Origin of the sequence: Paraburkholderia sp. PGU19, assembly GCF_013426915.1 — a bacterium.
Taxonomy (GTDB): domain Bacteria; phylum Pseudomonadota; class Gammaproteobacteria; order Burkholderiales; family Burkholderiaceae; genus Paraburkholderia.
Map to the genome: position 1 here is coordinate 3,204,576 of NZ_AP023179.1, position 19,862 is coordinate 3,224,437.

The 19,862-nt window shown below is 62.9% G+C and carries 18 protein-coding genes and 1 pseudogene; 9 read left to right on the top strand and 10 right to left on the bottom strand.

Going from position 1 to position 19,862, the window contains the following annotated elements:
- Positions 1-10: 10 nt before the first annotated feature.
- The 6 genes and pseudogenes from H1204_RS14515 to recG all read right to left on the bottom strand — a co-directional run bounded on the left by H1204_RS14515 (position 11) and on the right by recG (position 6,073).
- Complete coding sequence (locus H1204_RS14515) at positions 11-499, bottom strand: Dps family protein (protein WP_007578627.1); 489 nt, start codon at positions 497-499, stop codon at positions 11-13.
- 171 nt (positions 500-670) lie between these two features.
- On the bottom strand, positions 671-856 hold the full coding sequence (locus tag H1204_RS14520; RefSeq protein WP_180728863.1) for a hypothetical protein: 186 nt from the start codon (positions 854-856) through the stop codon (positions 671-673).
- A gap of 53 nt (positions 857-909) precedes the next feature.
- Positions 910-2,363, bottom strand: a pseudogene (locus H1204_RS14525) (catalase).
- Between the two features lie 87 nt (positions 2,364-2,450).
- A complete protein-coding gene (locus H1204_RS52635; protein WP_274608187.1) occupies positions 2,451-2,585 on the bottom strand; it encodes a hypothetical protein in 135 nt (44 codons plus the stop codon).
- Between the two features lie 178 nt (positions 2,586-2,763).
- Positions 2,764-3,723 (bottom strand): LysR substrate-binding domain-containing protein, encoded by a 960-nt coding sequence (locus H1204_RS14530; RefSeq protein ID WP_180728864.1) that lies wholly within the window; start codon positions 3,721-3,723, stop codon positions 2,764-2,766.
- A gap of 124 nt (positions 3,724-3,847) precedes the next feature.
- A complete protein-coding gene (gene recG, locus H1204_RS14535; RefSeq protein WP_180728865.1) occupies positions 3,848-6,073 on the bottom strand; it encodes an ATP-dependent DNA helicase RecG in 2,226 nt (741 codons plus the stop codon).
- 194 nt (positions 6,074-6,267) lie between these two features.
- On the opposite strand from recG, the gene queA reads away from it, so the two are divergent.
- The 5 genes from queA (at position 6,268) to secF (ending at position 12,284) form a co-directional block, all read left to right on the top strand.
- Positions 6,268-7,329 (top strand): tRNA preQ1(34) S-adenosylmethionine ribosyltransferase-isomerase QueA, encoded by a 1,062-nt coding sequence (gene queA / locus H1204_RS14540; RefSeq protein ID WP_180730969.1) that lies wholly within the window; start codon positions 6,268-6,270, stop codon positions 7,327-7,329.
- Positions 7,330-7,413: 84 nt separating this feature from the next.
- Complete coding sequence (tgt, locus tag H1204_RS14545; protein ID WP_180728866.1) at positions 7,414-8,622, top strand: tRNA guanosine(34) transglycosylase Tgt; 1,209 nt, start codon at positions 7,414-7,416, stop codon at positions 8,620-8,622.
- 188 nt (positions 8,623-8,810) lie between these two features.
- Positions 8,811-9,140, top strand: coding sequence for a preprotein translocase subunit YajC (yajC, locus tag H1204_RS14550; RefSeq protein WP_007578638.1), 330 nt, complete (start codon positions 8,811-8,813; stop codon positions 9,138-9,140).
- Positions 9,141-9,261: 121 nt separating this feature from the next.
- On the top strand, positions 9,262-11,316 hold the full coding sequence (secD, locus tag H1204_RS14555; RefSeq protein ID WP_180728867.1) for a protein translocase subunit SecD: 2,055 nt from the start codon (positions 9,262-9,264) through the stop codon (positions 11,314-11,316).
- A 17-nt stretch (positions 11,317-11,333) separates the two neighbouring features.
- Positions 11,334-12,284, top strand: coding sequence for a protein translocase subunit SecF (gene secF / locus H1204_RS14560; protein WP_180728868.1), 951 nt, complete (start codon positions 11,334-11,336; stop codon positions 12,282-12,284).
- 110 nt (positions 12,285-12,394) lie between these two features.
- On the opposite strand, the gene H1204_RS14565 is transcribed toward secF, so the two are convergent.
- From H1204_RS14565 to H1204_RS14580, 4 genes are all read right to left on the bottom strand, one after another.
- Positions 12,395-13,672, bottom strand: a complete 1,278-nt coding sequence (locus H1204_RS14565; protein ID WP_180728869.1) for an MFS transporter — start codon at positions 13,670-13,672, stop codon at positions 12,395-12,397.
- Positions 13,673-13,905: 233 nt separating this feature from the next.
- Entirely contained in the window at positions 13,906-14,475 is a 570-nt protein-coding gene (locus H1204_RS14570; protein ID WP_180730970.1) for a YceI family protein, read from the bottom strand.
- 53 nt (positions 14,476-14,528) lie between these two features.
- Positions 14,529-15,092, bottom strand: a complete 564-nt coding sequence (locus H1204_RS14575; protein WP_180728870.1) for a YceI family protein — start codon at positions 15,090-15,092, stop codon at positions 14,529-14,531.
- Positions 15,093-15,100: 8 nt separating this feature from the next.
- On the bottom strand, positions 15,101-15,673 hold the full coding sequence (locus tag H1204_RS14580) for a cytochrome b (RefSeq protein ID WP_009770917.1): 573 nt from the start codon (positions 15,671-15,673) through the stop codon (positions 15,101-15,103).
- 385 nt (positions 15,674-16,058) lie between these two features.
- Between H1204_RS14580 and H1204_RS14585 the strand changes: the two genes are divergently transcribed.
- The 4 genes from H1204_RS14585 to H1204_RS14600 are packed head-to-tail and all read left to right on the top strand — an operon-like array spanning position 16,059 to position 19,822.
- Positions 16,059-16,802, top strand: a complete 744-nt coding sequence (locus H1204_RS14585) for a paraquat-inducible protein A (RefSeq protein ID WP_180728871.1) — start codon at positions 16,059-16,061, stop codon at positions 16,800-16,802.
- A gap of 7 nt (positions 16,803-16,809) precedes the next feature.
- Positions 16,810-17,484 (top strand): paraquat-inducible protein A, encoded by a 675-nt coding sequence (locus tag H1204_RS14590; protein WP_180728872.1) that lies wholly within the window; start codon positions 16,810-16,812, stop codon positions 17,482-17,484.
- Positions 17,481-19,118: an MlaD family protein gene (locus H1204_RS14595; RefSeq protein WP_180728873.1), complete on the top strand. Its 1,638-nt coding sequence runs from the start codon at positions 17,481-17,483 to the stop codon at positions 19,116-19,118. The genes H1204_RS14590 and H1204_RS14595 overlap by 4 nt, the downstream gene beginning before the upstream one ends.
- Positions 19,115-19,822, top strand: a complete 708-nt coding sequence (locus H1204_RS14600; RefSeq protein ID WP_180728874.1) for a PqiC family protein — start codon at positions 19,115-19,117, stop codon at positions 19,820-19,822. The genes H1204_RS14595 and H1204_RS14600 overlap by 4 nt, the downstream gene beginning before the upstream one ends.
- Positions 19,823-19,862: the final 40 nt, after the last annotated feature.

Genomic DNA, 19,862 nt, shown 5'->3' on the forward strand with positions numbered 1-19,862 from the left:
GCGACAGCGATTACGCCAGCATCGAGCGCAGCATCCACGCGTTCTTTTCGTGCGTCTGCATGCGTTGTGTCAGCAGGTCGGCCGTCGGCTCGTCGTGGGCCGCGTCCGTCACCGGGAAGATCGCGCGCGCGGTGCGCACCACGGATTCCTGGCCTTCCACCAGCTGGCGGATCATGTCTTCCGCGGCGGGCACGCCGTCCGCTTCAGCGATCGACGACAGCTTCGCGAATTCCTTGTAGCTGCCCGGCGCCGCGACGCCCAGTGCGCGAATGCGCTCGGCGATCAGATCGACGGCCAAGGCCAGTTCCGTGTACTGCGTTTCGAACATCAGATGCAGCGTGTTGAACATCGGACCCGTCACGTTCCAATGGAAGTTGTGGGTCTTCAGGTAGAGCGTGTAAGTGTCGGCGAGAAGACGCGAGAGACCTTCTGCGATTTTCTTGCGATCCTTGTCGCTGATACCAATATTGACGTGCTGTACGGCTTCTTTCTTGGCCATGATGACTCCTTTTAAGAGTGATACGAACCGGTCTGCATGCCCGGAACTGCGCGTGTGCAATCGTTCAACGCTCGAACGCCCGCCAGTTTATCGTAGAACTGACAACCGTTCGCGAGACCCAACGCCGCGCTGCTCATGCCTTCCAGACCACCCATGGCCATGCGCGATGCGTCATCCGTGAACTGCGTGCACGAGACTCGCGACGATCGTCACATAGCCACTGCCGAGGATCACGAAACCCACGAGCTTCCGGAAAAGCACGGGGCCGTTCACCTGTTGCGCGACGCTGCGGGCATCGCGAGCGTTACGTGCATTGCCTGCCTGAAAACCAACTGCGTTCATCACCATCTGAACCATGATCTTTCTCCGCGTGGACGGCAGCACCTTGCCGCCGTCCACTCATTGATACGTTACTTCGCGTTCGCTTGCGCCAACGCCTCGATTGCCGCGATCACGCCTTCCGCGTACGCCGGGTCGATCTTGCGGAAGTGCTCGACCTGGCGCGCGACGATATCTGCGGGCACGCCTTCGATTGCCCGCGCGATGTTGCTAAACAGACGTGCACGCTGCGCGTCGTCGAAGATCCGGAACAGCGCGGCCGGCTGGCTGTAGTAGTCATCGTCCTCACGATGGTTGTAGTGATCGACATTGCCTGCCGCGAGCGGCGGCTCGATCGCGTTACGGTCCTGCGCGAAGTCGCCGAAGCGGTTCGGTTCGTAGTTCACGTTGCCACCGAGGTTGCCGTCCACACGCATGCCGCCGTCACGATGGAACGAGCGCACGTTCGGCGCGCGCGACGCGTTCACGGGAATCAGATGGTGATTCACGCCAAGGCGATAGCGTTGCGTGTCGCCATACGAGAACAGACGCCCTTGCAACAGACGGTCCGGCGAAAAGCCGATGCCCGGCACCACATTCGCCGGCGTGAACGCCGCCTGTTCGACATCCGAGAAGTAGTTCTGCGCGTTGCGGTTCAATTCGATCACGCCGACGTCGATCAGCGGGTAATCCTTGTACGGCCAGACCTTCGTGACGTCGAACGGGTTGTAGCGATACGTCGCCGCGTCCGCTTCCGGCATCACCTGAATCTGAAAGCGCCACTTCGGAAAGTTGCCCTCGTCGATCGATCCGACCAGGTCACGCTGCCCGCTTTCACGATCGCGCGCGACCACTTGAGCGGCCTCTTCGTCGGTGTAGTTCTCGATGCCCTGCATCGACTTGAAGTGGAACTTCACCCAGAAGCGCTCGTTGTCGGCGTTGATGAACGAATACGTGTGCGAGCCGAAGCCGTGCATCTGCCGATAATTCTTCGGAATGCCGCGATCGCTCATCACGATCGTCACCTGATGCAGCGACTCAGGATGATGCGCGAAAAAGTCCCACGCATTCGTCGCGCTGCGCATGTTCGTGTACGGATCGCGCTTTTGCGTGTGGATGAAGTCCGGAAACTTCAACGGATCGCGGATGAAGAACACGGGCGTGTTGTTACCGACCACGTCCCAGTTGCCCTCTTCCGTATAGAACTTGATCGAGAAGCCACGCACGTCGCGTTCAGCGTCGGCGGCGCCACGCTCGCCCGCCACCGTCGAAAAGCGCATGAACAGCGGCGTTTCCTTGCCGACTTCCGCAAACACTTTCGCCTTCGTATAGCGCGAGATGTCGTGCGTTACCTTGAGCGTGCCGAACGCGCCCGAACCCTTCGCGTGAACGCGGCGCTCGGGAATCACTTCACGGTCGAAGTGCGCGAGCTTTTCGATCAGCCACACGTCCTGCAGCGCGACGGGCCGCGCGGGCCAGCCGTCAGCGAGTTCTGGTTGTCGGCGACGGGTGCGCCCGAGGCGGTGGTGAGATTGCGTTCAGACATAATTGTTCTCCGGGTGATCCTAAGGAATGCGGTCCTGCTGATTCGGTTTTGGCTACTTCGAATGGGAAGGAGACGTGCAGCGCGCCATCAGGCGGACAGTGCGCGATCGACGAGCAGCGAGAACGCGATGGTCCTGAAGCCGGACGCGTTGCTACCGCTCGGTGCCGCTTGCTGCGGCGATGGGGAAACAGACTTGAACAGCGAAGACGTGAATGGCTGCATGATTTCCTCCGTTTGTAGTGGTGGATCGCTGGGACCCATGGAGGAGATCTTATTGAAAACTATCGAAAACAGCGATTTGATTAATTTTATATATTCGATAGCCGCCGCCTCATGCAGAAGGCGGGAGGCGACGCAGCGGCAGCACCCGCTGCCCGTGCGTCGCTGCAAAGGCAGTTAGTTAATTGACGGCGGCGGGCAAATCCAGCTTCCTCACGCCCGGCAGATCACACGCCGCGATGGCGTCGCAGATCGCATCGATCGCGGGCATCCGCGTGAAACTCTTGCGCCAGGCCAACACGACACGGCGGTCCGGCACCGGCTCGTCGAACGGCACGTAGCTGAGCAGCCCGGAATCGACGCCGCCGGCGTGCGGCTTCACCTCATGCACCGACATGCGCGGCAGCACGGTAATGCCCACGCCGCTCGCGACCATATGCCGGATGGTTTCCAGCGACGACCCTTCGAAGGTCTTCTGGATGCCGTCCGCGTTCTGCGAGAAGCGCATCAGTTCCGGGCACACACCGAGCACGTGATCGCGGAAGCAGTGGCCGCTACCGAGCAGCAGCATGGTTTCCTGCTTGAGATCGCCAGGATCGATCTTGCTGCGCGACTCCCACGCGTGACCCGACGGCAGCGCGACGACGAACGGCTCGTCGTACAGCGGGCGCAGCATCAGACCCGTTTCTGGAAACGGCAGCGCCATGATCGCGACGTCGATCTCGCCTTGTTTCAGCAGCTCGATCAGCTTGAGCGTGTAATTTTCCTGCAGCATCAGCGGCATCTGCGGGACGCGCTTGATCATCTGCTTGACGAGCGTCGGCAACAGATACGGTCCGATCGTATAGATGACGCCCAGGCGAAGTGGCCCAAGCAGCGGGTCCTTGCCCTGCTTGGCGATTTCCTTGATGGCGAGCGTCTGTTCGAGCACGCGTTGCGCCTGCGTGACGATCTGCTCGCCAATCGGCGTGACGCTGACTTCGCTCGTGCCGCGCTCGAAAATCTGCACGTTCAGCTCGTCTTCGAGCTTCTTGATTGCGACGGACAACGTCGGCTGGCTCACAAAACACGCTTCTGCCGCGCGGCCGAAGTGGCGCTCGCGCGCAACCGCGACGATATATTTCAGTTCGGTGAGGGTCATTGGGGACCAATCAGGGCGATAGATTCGATAGGTTTCTGTTATACACCTATGGGGCCAATTCGCCAACCTTCTAGCCGGATTCAGCCGTTGTGCGGTGCGCAAGCGCTTCCAGCCGCAGCATTCATCAGGCTTTCAGATATTGTTCGCGCGTGTTCAGCCAGCGCAAAAGATGCTGCGTGACGACGTTCGGATACTGCTCGAGCAGCGTCGCGGCCGCCTCGCGCGCCGGCTCGATCAGCCAGCCGTCGTTTTCCAGATCGGCGAAGCGCAGCATCGCCGCGCCCGACTGCCGCGCGCCGAGAAACTCGCCCGGACCGCGAATCTCGAGGTCGCGCCGGGCGATTTCGAAGCCGTCGGTGGTTTCGCGCATGGTCTGCAGGCGCGCGCGGGCCGTCATCGACAGCGGCCCGGCGTACATCAGCACGCACACGGATGCAGCGCTGCCCCGCCCCACTCGCCCGCGCAACTGGTGCAACTGCGCGAGGCCGAAACGCTCCGCGTGCTCGATCACCATCAGCGACGCATTCGGCACATCGACGCCCACTTCGATCACCGTCGTCGCGACCAGCAACTGCACTTCGTTGCGGCTGAACGCGTCCATTACGGTGGCTTTCTCGACGGGCGTGAGGCGCCCGTGCACGAGCCCGACTTTCAGTTCCGGCAGCGCGGCGAAGAGCGTTTCGTACGTTTCAACGGCCGTCTGCAATTGCAGCGTCTCGCTTTCCTCGATCAGCGGACACACCCAGTACACCTGGCGGCCTGTCAGCGCCGCCTCGCGCACGCGGCCGATCACTTCTTCGCGCCGCGCATCGGAGACGAGCTTGGTCAGGATCGGCGTGCGGCCGGGCGGCAGTTCGTCGATCGTCGAGACATCGAGATCGGCGTAGTACGTCATCGCCAACGTGCGCGGAATCGGCGTCGCCGACATCATCAACTGATGCGGCTGGAAGTCGCGCGCGCCGTCGGCGGCGTTGTGCGCCTTCGCGCGCAGCGCGAGCCGCTGCTCGACGCCGAAGCGATGCTGTTCGTCGACGATCACGAGGCCGAGCCGTGCGAATTCGACCGCGTCCTGAATGATCGCGTGCGTGCCGATCACCAATTGCGCGGTGCCGAGCGCGGCGGCTTCGATCGCGCTGCGCTTTTCCTTCGTTTTCAGGCTGCCCGCGAGCCACGCGACCGATACGCCGAGCGGCTCCAGCCAGCCGCGCAATTTGCGCGCGTGCTGCTCGGCGAGGATTTCAGTCGGCGCCATCATCGCGGCCTGATAACCGGCGTCGATGGCCTGCGCGGCGGCCAGCGCCGCGACGACCGTCTTGCCGCTGCCGACATCGCCTTGCAACAGGCGCTGCATCGGATGCGGCTGCGTCAGGTCCTGCGCGATTTCCGCGCACACGCGCTGCTGCGCATTGGTCAGCGAGAACGGCAGCGTCTTTAATAAACGCGTCACCAGGGACGCCTCATCGGTCGGCTCGCGGCGCGGCATCGCGGGCGCGGCGCGCGTATGGCGCTCCTCGTGCGCGCGCTTGAGCGACAACTGCTGCGCCAGCAGTTCCTCGAATTTGATACGCGTCCATGCGGGATGCGTGCCGTCGATCAGCGCCGTCTCGTCCGAATGCGAATTCGGATGATGCAGCGTGCGCACGGCATCCATCAGTTGCGGCACATCGAGCGGCTTCAGATACTGCCGCTCGATGGGTTCCGGCAGCAATTCGGGCAGCGACGTGCGCGCCAGCGCATTGTCGATTGCCTTGCGAAGATAGGCTTGCGAAACGCCCGCCGTGCTTGGGTAAACGGGTGTGAGCGCCTGCGGCAGCGGCGTGTCTTCATCGACGACACGCACGGCCGGATGCACCATCTCCATGCCGAAAAAACCGCCGCGCACGTCGCCGCGCACGCGCAGCCGCACGCCAATCGACATCTGCTTGACCTGCGAGCCGTAGAAATTGAGGAAGCGCAGAATCAGTTCGTCGCCCGCGTCGTCGCGCATTTTCACCAGCAACTGACGGCGCGGCCGATACGCGATCTCGTTGTCGTACACGACGCCTTCCGTCTGCGCGATGCCGCCCGGCAGCAACTCGCCGATCGGCGTGAGCGAAGTTTCGTCCTCGTAGCGCATCGGCAGATGCAGCACCAGATCGATATCGCGCGTGAGACCCAGCTTCGCGAGCTTGTCGGCGGTTTTGGCGAGCGTGGGTTTCTTCGCGGCGGCGGGCTTTTTCGCGCCTTCCGCAGCAGGCACGCCGGGCTCCTGGGTCACATCCGCATCCGCCTTGCTCCGCGCGGCGCGGCGCTTCTTCGGAGCGCTGTCATCGTCGGTTTCGAGAGGTGAACGGGTGTCGGACAAAGGCATGAGTCGCTTCGCAAGTACAATATCGGCTTCAGAAGTTTTACGGCCAGTGCGCGTGAGTGATGCGCGCACACAGGGCCGCTGCGGCAATGTCCCGCAATCATAGCCGCTCGACGGGCGCTGTCGTAGACGCTGTTGAATCAGCCAAGCGTTCGTCCGGGGGCAATCCCGTCAAGTACCGCATCAAGCCAGTCCGCATGTTCACGCTTTCCGATTTCGATTTCGACCTGCCGCCCGAGTTGATCGCGCAAGTCGCGTTGCCCCAGCGCAGCGCGAGCCGTCTGCTCGAAGTGAACGGGCAAACCTCGCCCGCGACGCTCGTCGATCGCCATTTTGCCGATCTGCCCGACTGCATCGAGTCCGGCGATCTGCTTGTCTTCAACGATACCAAGGTTCTGAAGGCGCGCTTCATCGGCCAGAAGGCCAGTGGCGGCAAGATCGAAGTGCTGATCGAGCGTCTGACGGGCGAACGCACCGCGCTGGCGCAGATCCGCGCCAGCAAGAGCCCGGCGGCGGGCACGACGCTGCGCCTCGCCGATGCGTTCGACGTCACCGTCGGCGAACGCGTCGAGCCGTTCTACACGCTGCATTTTCCCGACGACTGCCTGACGCTGATCGAGCAGTTCGGCCGCTTGCCGTTGCCGCCGTATATCGAGCACGACCCCGACGCGTTCGATGAAACGCGCTATCAGACGGTCTACGCGCAGAATCCCGGCGCCGTCGCCGCGCCCACGGCCGGCCTGCATTTCGACGATTCGATCTTCGCGCGCCTCGACGCGAAAGGCGTCGAGCGCGCGACGCTCACGCTGCATGTCGGCGCGGGCACGTTCCAGCCGGTGCGCGTCGAGAATATCGACGAGCACAAGATGCATAGCGAGTGGTATCAGTTGCCGCAGTCGCTGGTCGACAAGATCGCAGCGACGAAGGCGTGCGGCAACCGCGTGATCGCAGTCGGCACGACCTCGATGCGCGCGCTCGAAGCCGCCGCACGCGATGCCGATGCCGCTGGCCGGCCGCTCGCCGCGACGAGCGCCGAGACGGATATCTTCATCACGCCGGGTTACCGGTTCCGCGTGGTCGACCGGCTGGTGACGAATTTCCACCTGCCGAAGTCGACGCTGCTGATGCTGGTGTCGGCGTTCGCGGGCATCGAGACGATCCGCGCCGCGTATCGGCATGCGATCGACGAGCGCTACCGCTTTTTCAGCTACGGCGACGCGATGCTACTTACGCGCAACGACGACGCGCTTAACGCATAATCCACCACCTGCCGCCGGGAGCCTTCCGGCGGCGCACATCACATTGCGCCGGACTGTATTCCGGTTGCAAACGGAGTCAATAAAATGACCGACGGTCATAACAACGCTGCACGCGCCGACGGCGCCTACCTTGGCGACCACGTTCGCCCCGACAACGGCCTCAAATTCGAACTGCTCAAGACCGACGGCCAGGCGCGCCGCGGCCGACTGACGCTGAACCACGGTGTGGTCGAAACGCCGATCTTCATGCCCGTCGGCACGTACGGCACCGTCAAGGCGATCCAGCCGCGCGAACTCGAAGAAATCCACGCGCAGATCATTCTCGGCAACACGTTCCACCTCTGGCTGCGCCCCGGTCTGGAAACGATCGCGGCGCACGGCGGCCTGCACGGCTTCATGGGCTGGAAGCGCCCTATCCTCACCGACTCCGGCGGCTTCCAGGTCTTCTCGCTCGGCGACCTGCGCAAGATCACCGAAGACGGCGTCACGTTCGCGTCGCCGATCAACGGCGACAAGCTCTTCCTGTCGCCGGAAGTGTCGATGCAGATCCAGAAAGTGCTGAACTCGGACATCGTGATGCAGTTCGACGAATGCACGCCCTACGCGACCAACGGCGTGCCGACTTCGCACCAGGACGCCGCCGATTCGATGCGCATGTCGATGCGCTGGGCGAAGCGCTCGATCGACGAATTCAACCGGCTCGGCAATCCGAATGCGTTGTTCGGCATCGTCCAGGGCGGCATGTTCGAAGACCTGCGCGACGAATCGCTCGCGGGGTTGTCGGAGATCGGCTTCCACGGTCTCGCGATCGGCGGCCTGTCGGTCGGCGAGCCGAAGGAAGACATGATGCGTGTGCTGAACCATATCGGCCCGAAACTGCCCGCCGACAAGCCGCACTACCTGATGGGCGTGGGCACGCCGGAAGACCTCGTGGCGGGCGTTTCGGCGGGCGTCGACATGTTCGACTGCGTGATGCCGACCCGCAACGCGCGCAACGGCTGGCTCTTCACGCGTTTCGGCGACATCAAGATCCGCAATGCCACGCACAAGAACTCGCTGCGTCCGCTCGACGAGCAATGCGGCTGCTACACCTGCCGCAATTTCACGCGCGGCTATCTGCACCATCTGCATCGCGTCGGCGAGATTCTCGGCGCGCAGCTGAACACGATCCACAACCTGCACTACTACCTGGAATTGATGCAGGAAATGCGCGACGCCATCGACGCGCAGATGTTCGACGCGTTCAGGAAGGTGTTTCACGAAAACCGGGCGCGCGGGACGGAGCAAGGTTGAACGCGACGTCAGGGGCAAGAAAAAACCGTTCTCCCACATTGCGCGTCAGACATTACAATTAACTTTCGGATTATCGGCAAAGCCCCTTGACAAGCCGTCAGGAAAACCCGTTCCGGGTGCCGTCCCGCAAATGGCCGGTGGTAGAATAACCGGCTGATTTTTTTGATTGTTATAACGGAGAGACCAACGTGTCGTTCATTACCGATGCCTTCGCGCAAGGCAGTGCAGCTGGTGGCGCCGAATCCAGCCTGATGAGCTTCCTGCCGCTGATTCTGATGTTCGCGGTGCTGTACTTCATCATGATTCGCCCGCAAATGAAGCGCCAGAAGGAACACCGCAACATGCTCTCCGCCATGGCGAAGGGCGACGAAGTCGTGACGAACGGCGGCATCGTCGGCAAGGTGACCAAGGTCGGCGAAGCCTACGTTGGCGTCGAAATCGCTGAAGGTACGGAAATCACCGTGCAGAAGTCGTCGGTGACGACCATTCTGCCGAAGGGCACCCTGAAGTCGCTGTAAGGCCTGCTCTCTCGCGTCCGGCGCGGCCTCGCGTCGATCGAAGCAAACCACGCATGCTTCTGCCCGCCGCGCTCATCGCCGGACGCATCGCTTTCAAGCCAACCTCCCGTTGGACCACCCCATGAATCGTTATCCCCTCTGGAAGTATGTCGTGATGCTGGTGGCGCTCGTCATCGGCCTCGTGTACACGCTGCCCAACTTCTTCGGCGAAGCGCCGGCGGTGCAGGTGTCGAGCGGCAAGGCAACGGTGAAGCTCGACTCGGCCACGCTGTCGCAGGTCGAAGGCGCGCTCGCCTCCAGCCAGATCAAGCCGGACGACGTCACGTTCGACAATTCCTCGCAGAACGCCAATATCCGCGTGCGTCTGAAAGACACGGACACGCAGCTGCGCGTGAAGGACCTGTTGCAAAAGGCGCTCAATAGCGACCCGAGCGATCCGCAATACATTGTCGCGTTGAACCTGCAGAGTGCGTCGCCGCATTGGCTGACCGCGCTGCACGCACTGCCCATGTACCTCGGTCTCGATCTGCGCGGCGGCGTGCACTTCCTGCTGCAGGTCGACATGGCAGGCGCGCTGAACAAGAAGCTGGATTCGGACGCATCGGATGCGCGCACGCTGCTGCGCGACAAGGGCATCCGCGATGGCGGCGTGAACCGCACCGGCCAGACGGTGGTCGTCAATTTCGCGGATCAGGACGTCGCAGAAAACGCGCGCAAGCAACTGACGACGGCAGTCTCCGAACTCCAGTGGGCGGCTCAGCCGAACCCGGCAGGCGGTTTTCAGTTGGTGGGCACGTTCACGCCGGCCGTGCAGAAGACGGTCGAGGACGCAGCGCTCAAGCAGAACATCACGACGCTGCATAACCGCGTCAACGAACTTGGCGTGGCCGAGCCGGTGATCCAGCAGCAAGGCTCCGACCGCATCGTCGTCGAACTGCCGGGCGTGCAGGACACGGCGAAGGCGAAGGACATCATCGGCCGCACGGCGACGCTCGAAGCGCGCCTTGCCGACCCGAACGGCCTGCATCCGAACCCGAGCGACCCGGTTCCGGCGGGCGATGAACTCTTCACGCAAGGCAACGCCGCGCCCGTGCTGCTGCGCAAGGCCGTGATCTTCACGGGCAACCGCATCATCGACGCATCGGCGGGCTTCGACGAGCATCAGCGTCCGTCCGTCAACATCCGTCTCGATTCCGCCGGCGGCCGCGCAGTGCGTAGCGTGTCGCGCGACAACATCGGCAAGCCGATGGCGATGGTGCTGTTCGAAAAAGGCAAGGGCGAAGTGCTGACGGTCGCGACGATCCAGTCGGAACTGGGCGACCGCTTCCAGATCACGGGCCAGCCCACGCCGCAAGCCGCCGCCGATCTCGCGCTGCTGCTGCGCGCCGGTTCGCTCGCGGCGCCGATGGACATCATCGAAGAACGCACGATCGGCCCGAGCCTCGGCGCGGACAACATCAAGAAGGGCTTCCACTCGGTGGTGTGGGGCTTTGCGGCAATCGCCGTCTTCATGATCGCGTACTACATGCTGTTCGGTTTGATCTCGATGATCGCGCTGTCGGTGAACCTGCTGCTGCTGATTGCCATTCTGTCGATGCTGCAGGCCACGCTGACTTTGCCGGGCATTGCCGCTATCGCGCTCGCGCTCGGTATGGCGATCGACGCGAACGTGCTGATCAACGAGCGCGTGCGTGAAGAACTGCGCAACGGCGCGCCGCCGCAACTTGCCATCCAGAACGGCTACGCGCATGCATGGGCGACGATTCTCGACTCGAACGTGACGACGCTGATCGCCGGTCTCGCGCTGCTCGCGTTCGGCTCGGGCCCCGTGCGCGGCTTCGCCGTCGTGCACTGTATCGGCATCATGACGTCGATGTTCTCGGCCGTGTTCTTCTCGCGCGGTCTGGTGAACGTGTGGTACGGCGGCAAGAAGAAGCTGCAATCGCTCGCGATCGGCCAGGTGTGGAAGCCCGCTGCCGCCGAGGGCGCACCGGCTTATCTCGGCAACACGGACACGGAAACCGACACGGCTCGCGCGATCGCCGCAGCGACGGCGCCGAAGGCCAAGCCGAAGGCCAAGGCGCCCGCCGGCGGCGCGAAAGCCCAGGCTGCCAAGCCGACGCTGCGCAACCGCAACGCGCCGGGTGGCACCAACAAACCGGGTTCATCCCGCTGAGTCCCGGAGAAGAGAACATGGAATTTTTCCGCATCCGTAAAGACATTCCGTTCATGCAGCGCGCGTTGATCTTCAACGCGATCTCGTTGCTGACGTTCATCGCCGCCGTGTTTTTCCTGCTGCATCGCGGGCTGCATCTGTCCGTGGAATTCACGGGCGGCACCGTGATCGAAGTGCAGTATCCGGGCGCCGTGCCGCTTGAACCGGTGCGCGAAACGCTGACCAAAATCGGCTACGCCGACGCTCAGGTGCAGAACTTCGGCACCTCGCGCGACGTGCTGATCCGTCTGCCGTTGAAGCAGGGCTTAAGCTCGGCGCAACAGAGCGACCAGGTGATGTCCGCGCTGACGGGCCAGGATTCGAACGCGAAGCTGCAGCGCGTCGAGTTCGTCGGCCCGCAGGTCGGCAAGGAACTCGCCACCGACGGCCTGCTCGCGCTAGCGTGCGTGGTCGCGGGCATCGTGATCTATCTGTCGTTCCGCTTCGAGTGGAAGTACGCAGTCGCAGGCGTGATCGCAAACTTGCACGACGTCGTGATCATTCTCGGCTTCTTCGCATTCTTCCAGTGGGAGTTCTCGCTGTCGGTGCTGGCTGCCGTGCTTGCCGTGCTGGGCTACTCGGTGAACGAGTCGGTGGTTATCTTCGACCGGATTCGCGAAACCTTCCGCCGCGAACGCAAGATGAGCGTGATCGAAGTCATCAACCACGCAATCACGAGCACGATGTCGCGTACGATCATCACGCACGGCTGTACGCAGATGATGGTGCTGTCGATGTTCCTGTTCGGCGGCCCGACGCTGCACTACTTCGCACTCGCGCTGACGGTTGGTATTCTGTTCGGTATCTACTCGTCGGTGTTCGTCGCGGCGGCGCTGGCCATGTGGTTGGGCGTCAAGCGTGAAGACCTGATCAAGGACAAGAAGGAACGCCACGATCCGAGCGATCCGAACGCGGGCGCGCAGGTTTGATCGAAAGCGTCTGATACTTCGGAAGCAACGCAAAAGCAAAAGGCCGGTTCGATGATGAACCGGCCTTTGTCGTTTACAACGTCTGCGATACCGCTAACGCGTAACCCGATTCACCGGAAGCCCAACTTGCGACGCGCTGCAATCAGCGCGATCACGCTCAACACCGCGGCGAACATCAGATAGAAGCTCGGCGCGACTTTCGAGCCCGTCGCCTGGATCAGCCACGCAATGATGAACGGCCCGAAGCCGCCGAAAATCGTCACCGCGATGTTATAGGCGAGCGACATACCTGTCGTGCGCGTCTGCACCGGGAAGATTTCCGACAGCAGCCCCGGCAATGAGCCGAAGTACGCGGTCATCAGGAAGCCGAACACGATCTGCATGGCGATCAGCGTGCCGAAGGTCGGATGCGCGACGAGATAGCTGAACGCCGGACAGATCAGCAGGAACAGCAGCACGGCGGGCACGAGCATGATGCGTACGCGTCCGTGACGATCCGACAGATGCCCGACGATCGGCGAGCACACCAGCTGGATCACGCCCACCAGCGCAATCGCCGCGAATGCCACCGATGGCGCGAGACCCAGCTGCTTGATCGCGAAGGTCGGCATGAACAGCACGAGATAGGTCGACACCGTGCCGAGCACGACGATACCCATGCCGATGAACAGCCGCAGTTTCTGGCTCGCGAAGGTATCGCGGATCGGCGTGGTGGTGGTTTCGGCGGCGAGGAACTCGGGGGTTTCGTCGAGCTTCGTGCGGATGTACCACGCGACCGGCCCGATCAGCAGGCCGAAGAAGAACGGCACACGCCAGCCCCAGGATGCCATCTGGTCCGGCGACAACTTGCCTGTCAGCACCATGCCGAACAGTGCGGCGAGCAGCGTCGTCAGGCCCTGGCTCGCGATCTGCCAGCTGGCGAAATAGCCGCGCCGCCCCGGCACATGCTCGGCGAGAAAGGCCGTCGCGCTGCCGAATTCGCCGCCCGCCGAGAAGCCTTGCATCAACCGCGCGACGACGAGAATCAGCGGGGCTGCGAGACCGATCGACTGATACGTCGGCAAAACCGCGATGATCAGCGTGCCCACCATCATCAGCAGGATCGAGAGCGTGAGCGCGGCCTTGCGCCCTGCCCGGTCGGCATAGGCGCCGAGCACGATCGCGCCGAGCGGGCGCATGAAGAACGACACGCCGAATGTGCCGAGCGTCAGGAGTAGCGATACGGTGTCGTTGCCGGCCGGGAAGAACAGCTTCGAAATGACGACGGCGAAAAAACCATAGACGACGAGGTCGAACCATTCCAGCGCATTGCCGATCGACGCGGCGACCACCGTGCGCCACGTATCGGGACGACTTTGCGCCCGGCTCACGGCTATCGTTGAACTCATTGCGGATCTCCAGGTGCGCGCAGGTAGTCGTTATCTTGGCAATCGAAGTGAATCGCCCGGTCCTTTCATGTCGCCGGATTCGATGCGCGCACAACCGATCCGGCGTCTGTCGTCCACTATGTACCTCAAAAATTAAATCTGCACGAGCGGTGAAAGCGCCAGGTTCCGACGCCAATAAAAAAACCGCTTCGTCGACAACGCGAACGAAGCGGTTTTGCGCGGCACGGCTGGACTTACTGCTTGATGCCTTCCGTCTGGATATGCAGCACGGTTTTCATGCTGAAACCATATTTGGTGCCGAAGTCCATCCCAAAGTCCGAGCGATTGAATTCGCCCTCCGCCTCCACGCCGCACACCTCACGCTTGAGCACGGGATGCTGGATGCATTTGAACGAGTCGATCTTGAGATTCACCGGCTTCGTGATGCCCTTCATTGTGAGTTGGCCATCCACGGCAACGGGCGTATCGCCGTCGAACTTGATCGCGGTGCCTTTGTACGTCGCCGTCGGATACTTTGCGACATCGAAGAAATCGGGCGAGCGCAGATGCTCTTCGAGCTTCGTGTTGCCGATCTGGATCGAAGACGTATCGACGGTCACGTCCACTGTACCCGTCTTCGCCGCGCGATCGAGCGTCACCGTGCCCGAGCTTTTGGTGAACTTGCCGCGCCACGTCGACACGCCGCCCATGTGGTCCGCTTCGAAGCTCGGATAGGTGTGCGTCGGATCGAGCTGGTAGGTATCGGCGGCAAATGCGCCTGCCGCCATCGACGACGCCAGTGCGCCGGCAACAATCATACGCATCGGTTTCAATTCATTCTCCTTTTCTGTCTGCGTGCCTGCTACGAATCCACGAATCACTTGCCTGCGGCGACGATATGAAACTTGATCGTCACGTCGTCAGCGACCACCGACGTGTCCTTCCATTCGCCCGTGCCGATATCGAACTGCGACCGCTTGACGGTCACCGCGCCGTCATACACCTGCGCGGTGCCCTGCTTTGTCACCGTGACAGGCACGACGACCGTCTGCGACTTGCCTTTCATCGTCAGCTTGCCCGTCACCTTGAACTGGTTGGTGCCCGCAGGCGCGATCGCGCTCGACACAAAGGTCGCCGTCGGGAAGGATTTCGAATCGAACCATTCCTTGCCGCGCACCTGCTCGTTATAGCTTTCGTCGCCGAGATCGTAGCTCGACGTGTCGACCGTCACCTGCGCGCTGCCTGCCGCCGGTTTTGCGGGATCGAATGAGATTTGTGCGGTGAACTTGTTGAACTTGCCTTCGACAGGCACGTTCATCTGCTTCGAGATCGCCGTGACCGTGCTCTTGCCCATGTCGACCTGCGCGAACGCGCCGCCCGACGCGGCCAGCGACGCCGCCGCAAACGCGGCGAGCATGTAGCGGTAGAACGATACCTTCATGTTTGTCCTTATTTGAGGAAAGGGATCATGCGCGACAACAGGCCGTCGCGATCGAGAATCTGATGCTTGAGCGCCGCCAGCACATGCAACACGACCAGCACGAGCAGCGTGTAGTTCAGCGTGATGTGAACGGACTTCAACACTTCCTTCAGATGCGGATCGGGCGCGATCAGGCGCGGCAGCGGCACGAGCCCGAGATAGACGACGGGCACGTTCGCCGCGGAGCTGTACAGATAACCCGACACGGGGATCACGACCATCAGCACGTACAACAGGAAGTGCGTGAGATGCGCGATGCCGCGTTGCCATTTGGGCATGTGCGAGGGCATCGGCGGCGTGGCATGCGTCGCGCGCCACAGAATGCGGATGATGACCAGTGCGAACACGGTCACGCCGATCCATTTGTGCCACGAAAAGTATTTGAGCTTGGTCGGCGTGAAACCGGGGATGTCCGTCATCACCCAGCCGAGGGCAAATCCGCAGACGATCAGCAGCGCGATCAGCCAGTGCAGCGCGATGGCCGTCGACGTGTATGACGAACCGCGCGCGGAGAACGAATGAAACGAAGAGGTATGTGCCATGACAGATCCGACGCCAACATGAAAGTTAAACGACCCGGGCGATGCCATTATTCCGCTCGCGTCCGGCATCGGCGCCAACGGTCTGCGCGGCGCCCATCGTACCGCAAGCGGCGGTAACTAGCTGACACCATTACGCGCGGCGCGGAACTTGCTGTTCCCGCTTGAACCGATGCGCACCGTATCTGTCGGACAACGCCTACGACGGGCCGCAGATCACCGCATCCACCGTCATCGCCTCGCGCACCCACCTGTAGGGCCTCAGTGCGACGAGCTTTGATACTATTGCCCCCGGGCCGTGACGTGCGAGTCACTTGCGCGGCAACAATCTGTAAGACACCGACCGCTACCACGACAACAACATCGTTTTCCGTTTCCCGATTCCTGCATGGAACATGACCACCTGATTGCCTGTCACGAATGCGACGCGCTGTTCCAGAAGCCGCGCCTTGGACGCGGGCGGATTGCGCGCTGCCAGCGGTGCGGCGCGATGCTGTACTGGAGCGCATCGGGTCGGCTGGACGGCATCACGGCGATGACGTTCGCCGCGCTGATCACGTTCCTGATCGCGCAGGGCTTCCCCATCGTCGAGCTGGAGACCAACGGGATCACGTCGCAGACGAGTCTGCTCGGCGCCATTGTCGCGCTGTGGGACGAAAACATGCAGGTCGTCGCCATCATGGTGTTCTGCTCGACCACGCTCTTTCCGCTCACCGAACTGCTCGCGCTGCTCTATCTGCTGGTGCCGATCCGCGCGGGCTATCTACCACCGCTCTTCAACCAGGTGCTGCGCGCGATTCAATTCGTGCGCCCGTGGGGCATGATCGAAGTGTTCATGCTCGGCGTGCTGGTGACGATCGTGAAGATGGTGAGCCTCGCGCGCGTGATTCCGGAAGCCGCGATGTTCGCGTTCGGCGCGCTCACGCTGATGTTCGTCGTGGTCGTCACATTCGACCCGCGCACGCTGTGGGATGTTGCCGAAACCCTTGGCGTGCTGAAGGCGCGGCGCGAACGGCATGCACGCGAAGACGAGGCGCGCGACGACATGGATAACAGCAGTCCCGACGATCGTAACGATTGCGCGGCAGGCGCGCCGGACGTCGATGGTTCGGCCGCACCGCACCGGGGATGACGGGCCGATGAAATACACCACGGCCTCGCGCGCCGGTCTGGTCGCCTGTCACGCGTGCTCGCGCGTGCAGCCGCGCATGCGCGTCAAAGACCAACGCTGCACGCGTTGCGGCGCGATCCTGCACCGTCGCAACCCCGACAGCCTGATGCGCACCTGGGCGCTGCTGATCGCAGCCGCCGTGCTCTACATTCCCGCGAACCTGCTGCCCGTGCTGCACACGGCCTCGCTGGTCGGCACGGAGGACGACACGATCATGAGCGGCGTCGTCTACTTCTGGACCTCGGGCGACTGGCCGCTGGCGATCATCGTGTTCGTCGCGAGCATTCTCGTGCCGATGCTCAAGCTCACGGTGCTCGCGCTGCTGACCATCACCGCGCAACGCCACTCGCGATGGCGGCCGCTCGAACGCACCAAGCTCTACCGGATCGTCGAGCGGATCGGCCGATGGTCGATGCTCGATATCTTCGTCATCACGCTGACGGTCGCGCTGGTGCGCTTCAAATCGCTGGCCGTCATCACGGCGGGACCGGGCGCGCTCGCGTTCGGCTCAGTCGTGATTCTCACGATGATCGCCTCGATGCAATTCGATCCACGTCTGATCTGGGACGACGTGGACAACGACCATGGCGACGCCGCCCCAAACAAGCCGAAAAGCCGTAGAACCTCAGGACCCGAAACATGAATAGCCCTCAAGCGCCGACGCCACCTTCCGGCCCGCCGAAGAACGACCCCGTGCCCGAGCCCGAGATCGTCACGAAACGGGGTTGGCTGCCTTCGCTCGTCTGGGTGATTCCGCTGATCGCGGCGCTGATCGGCGTCGGGCTGGTCGTGAAGTCCGTGCTCGAAAAAGGACCGACCATCAACATCACCTTCATTAGCGCGGAAGGTCTTGAACCCGGCAAGACCAAGGTCAAATACAAGGACGTCGATATCGGCTTCGTGCAGACCATCAAGCTCGCGAAGAACCACTCGCGCGTGAACGTCGAAGTGCAGTTGACAAAGGAAGCCGAAGATTTTGCGGTGAAGGACAGCCGCTTCTGGGTCGTGCGTCCGCGCATCGGCGCAAGCGGCGTGTCGGGGCTCGGCACGTTGCTGTCGGGCGCGTACATTGGCGTGGACGGCGGACGCTCGACAGAAACGCAGACGCAATTCGTCGGCCTCGAATCGCCACCCGCTGTCACCGTCGACCAGAAAGGCCATCAGTTCACGCTGCGCGGCGAATCGCTGGGTTCAATCGATATCGGCTCGCCCGTGTTCTATCGGCGCGTGCAGGTCGGCCAGGTGACGGGCTTTTCGCTCGACAAGGACGGCACGGGCGTCACCATGCAAGTGTTCATCAGCGCGCCGTTCGACCAGTACGTCGGCACGAACTCGCGCTGGTGGCATGCGAGCGGCGTCGACGTGCGGCTCGATTCGGGCGGCTTCAAGCTGAACACGCAGTCGCTGGCGACGGTGATCGTCGGCGGGCTGGCATTCCAGTCGCCGCCGGGCCAGGCCGTCGGCGTGCAGGCGCCGAACAACATGACCTTCCGCCTCGGCTCGGACGAAGCCGACGCGATGCGCGAGCCCGATGGCGAGCCGGTGCGCGTCGTGATGAACTTCAACCAGTCGCTGCGGGGACTGTCCGTCGGCGCGCCCGTCGATTTCCGCGGCATCGTGCTCGGCCAGGTGACGAACATCGGCGTCGAATACGATCCGCAGACGAAGAACTTCAACATGCCCGTCACGATGGATCTCTATCCTGACCGCCTGCGCCGCCGGTCGCGCGGCCAGCCCGTGCCCGAATCCGGCACGGAAGCAAGCCAGAAAATGCTGCTCGCGCTCGTCAATCACGGCCTGCGCGGCCAGTTGCGCACGGGCAACCTGTTGACGGGCCAGTTGTATGTGGCGATCGACCTGTTCCCGAAAGCGCCGAAGGCAAACGTGGATATCTCGCGCGATCCGATCGAGCTGCCGACCATCCCGAACTCGCTCGACGAACTGCAACTGCAGATCGCCGATATCGCGAAGAAACTCGATCAGGTGCCGTTCGACCAGATCGGCAACAACCTGAACGCCGCCCTGAAGAACGCCGACCACCTGTTCACGCAGCTCGACAAGGAAGTGCTGCCGCAGACGCGCGACACGCTCGCGGCTGCGAAGCAGACATTCGGCTCGGCGGAAGCGACGCTGCAGCAGGACTCGCCGCTGCAATCCGACGTGCATCAGGCGCTGCAGGAACTGACGCGCACGCTGCAGTCGCTGAATGCGCTGTCGGACTATCTCGAACGCCATCCCGAATCGTTGCTGCGCGGTAAATCAGGAGACAAGCCATGACGTTTGCACGCGTCCCCCGAACGATGCGCGCCGCCGCGCTTTCTGCCCTGCTGATTGCGGCGCTCGCCGCGTGTTCGTCACCGCCGAGCCACTTCTACACGCTCTCCGCCAGCGGCCCGTCGCCGGATGCCGTGCGCACGGAGAGCAACCCGGCGTTCCTGATCGAAGTGCCGCCCGTCGACGTGCCGCCACAAGTGGCGAAAAACCAGTTCGTCGTGCAGACGGGACCGACCCAGGTACAGGTGCTCGAACAGGAACGCTGGGCGTCGCTGCCGGGCGACGAGATCCGCCGGGCGCTGTCCAGTTCGCTGACACAGCAGTTGGGCACGATCGACGTGTATGGCTCGCCGTATCCCGACCGCGTGCCCGTCTATCGCGTCAGCGTGAACGTGCAGCGCTTCGAATCGTGGCCCGGCTCGCGCGCGCAGATCGACGCCGTGTGGAGCGTGCGGGCCGTGCGCACGCAGGCCGTGCTGACCTGCCGCAGTGTGGTCAGCGAGCCGGTTTCGGGCGGCTACGATGCGCTTGCAGAAGGGCATCGGCGCGCGGTCCAGCGGATTGCGACGGAAATCGCGGCGGCCGTGCGCAACCTCGCGGCGGCGCCGGCGCGCGGCGCCGCTGTGACGTGTCCGGCATCGACCTCGGGGCCGTCCGCTGCCCCGTCAACCGCGCCGTCAGCCTCGAATACAGCAACGAAGGGCTGACGGACGCAAGCCGCGCGGGTAGCGCATCGCGCCCGCGCGT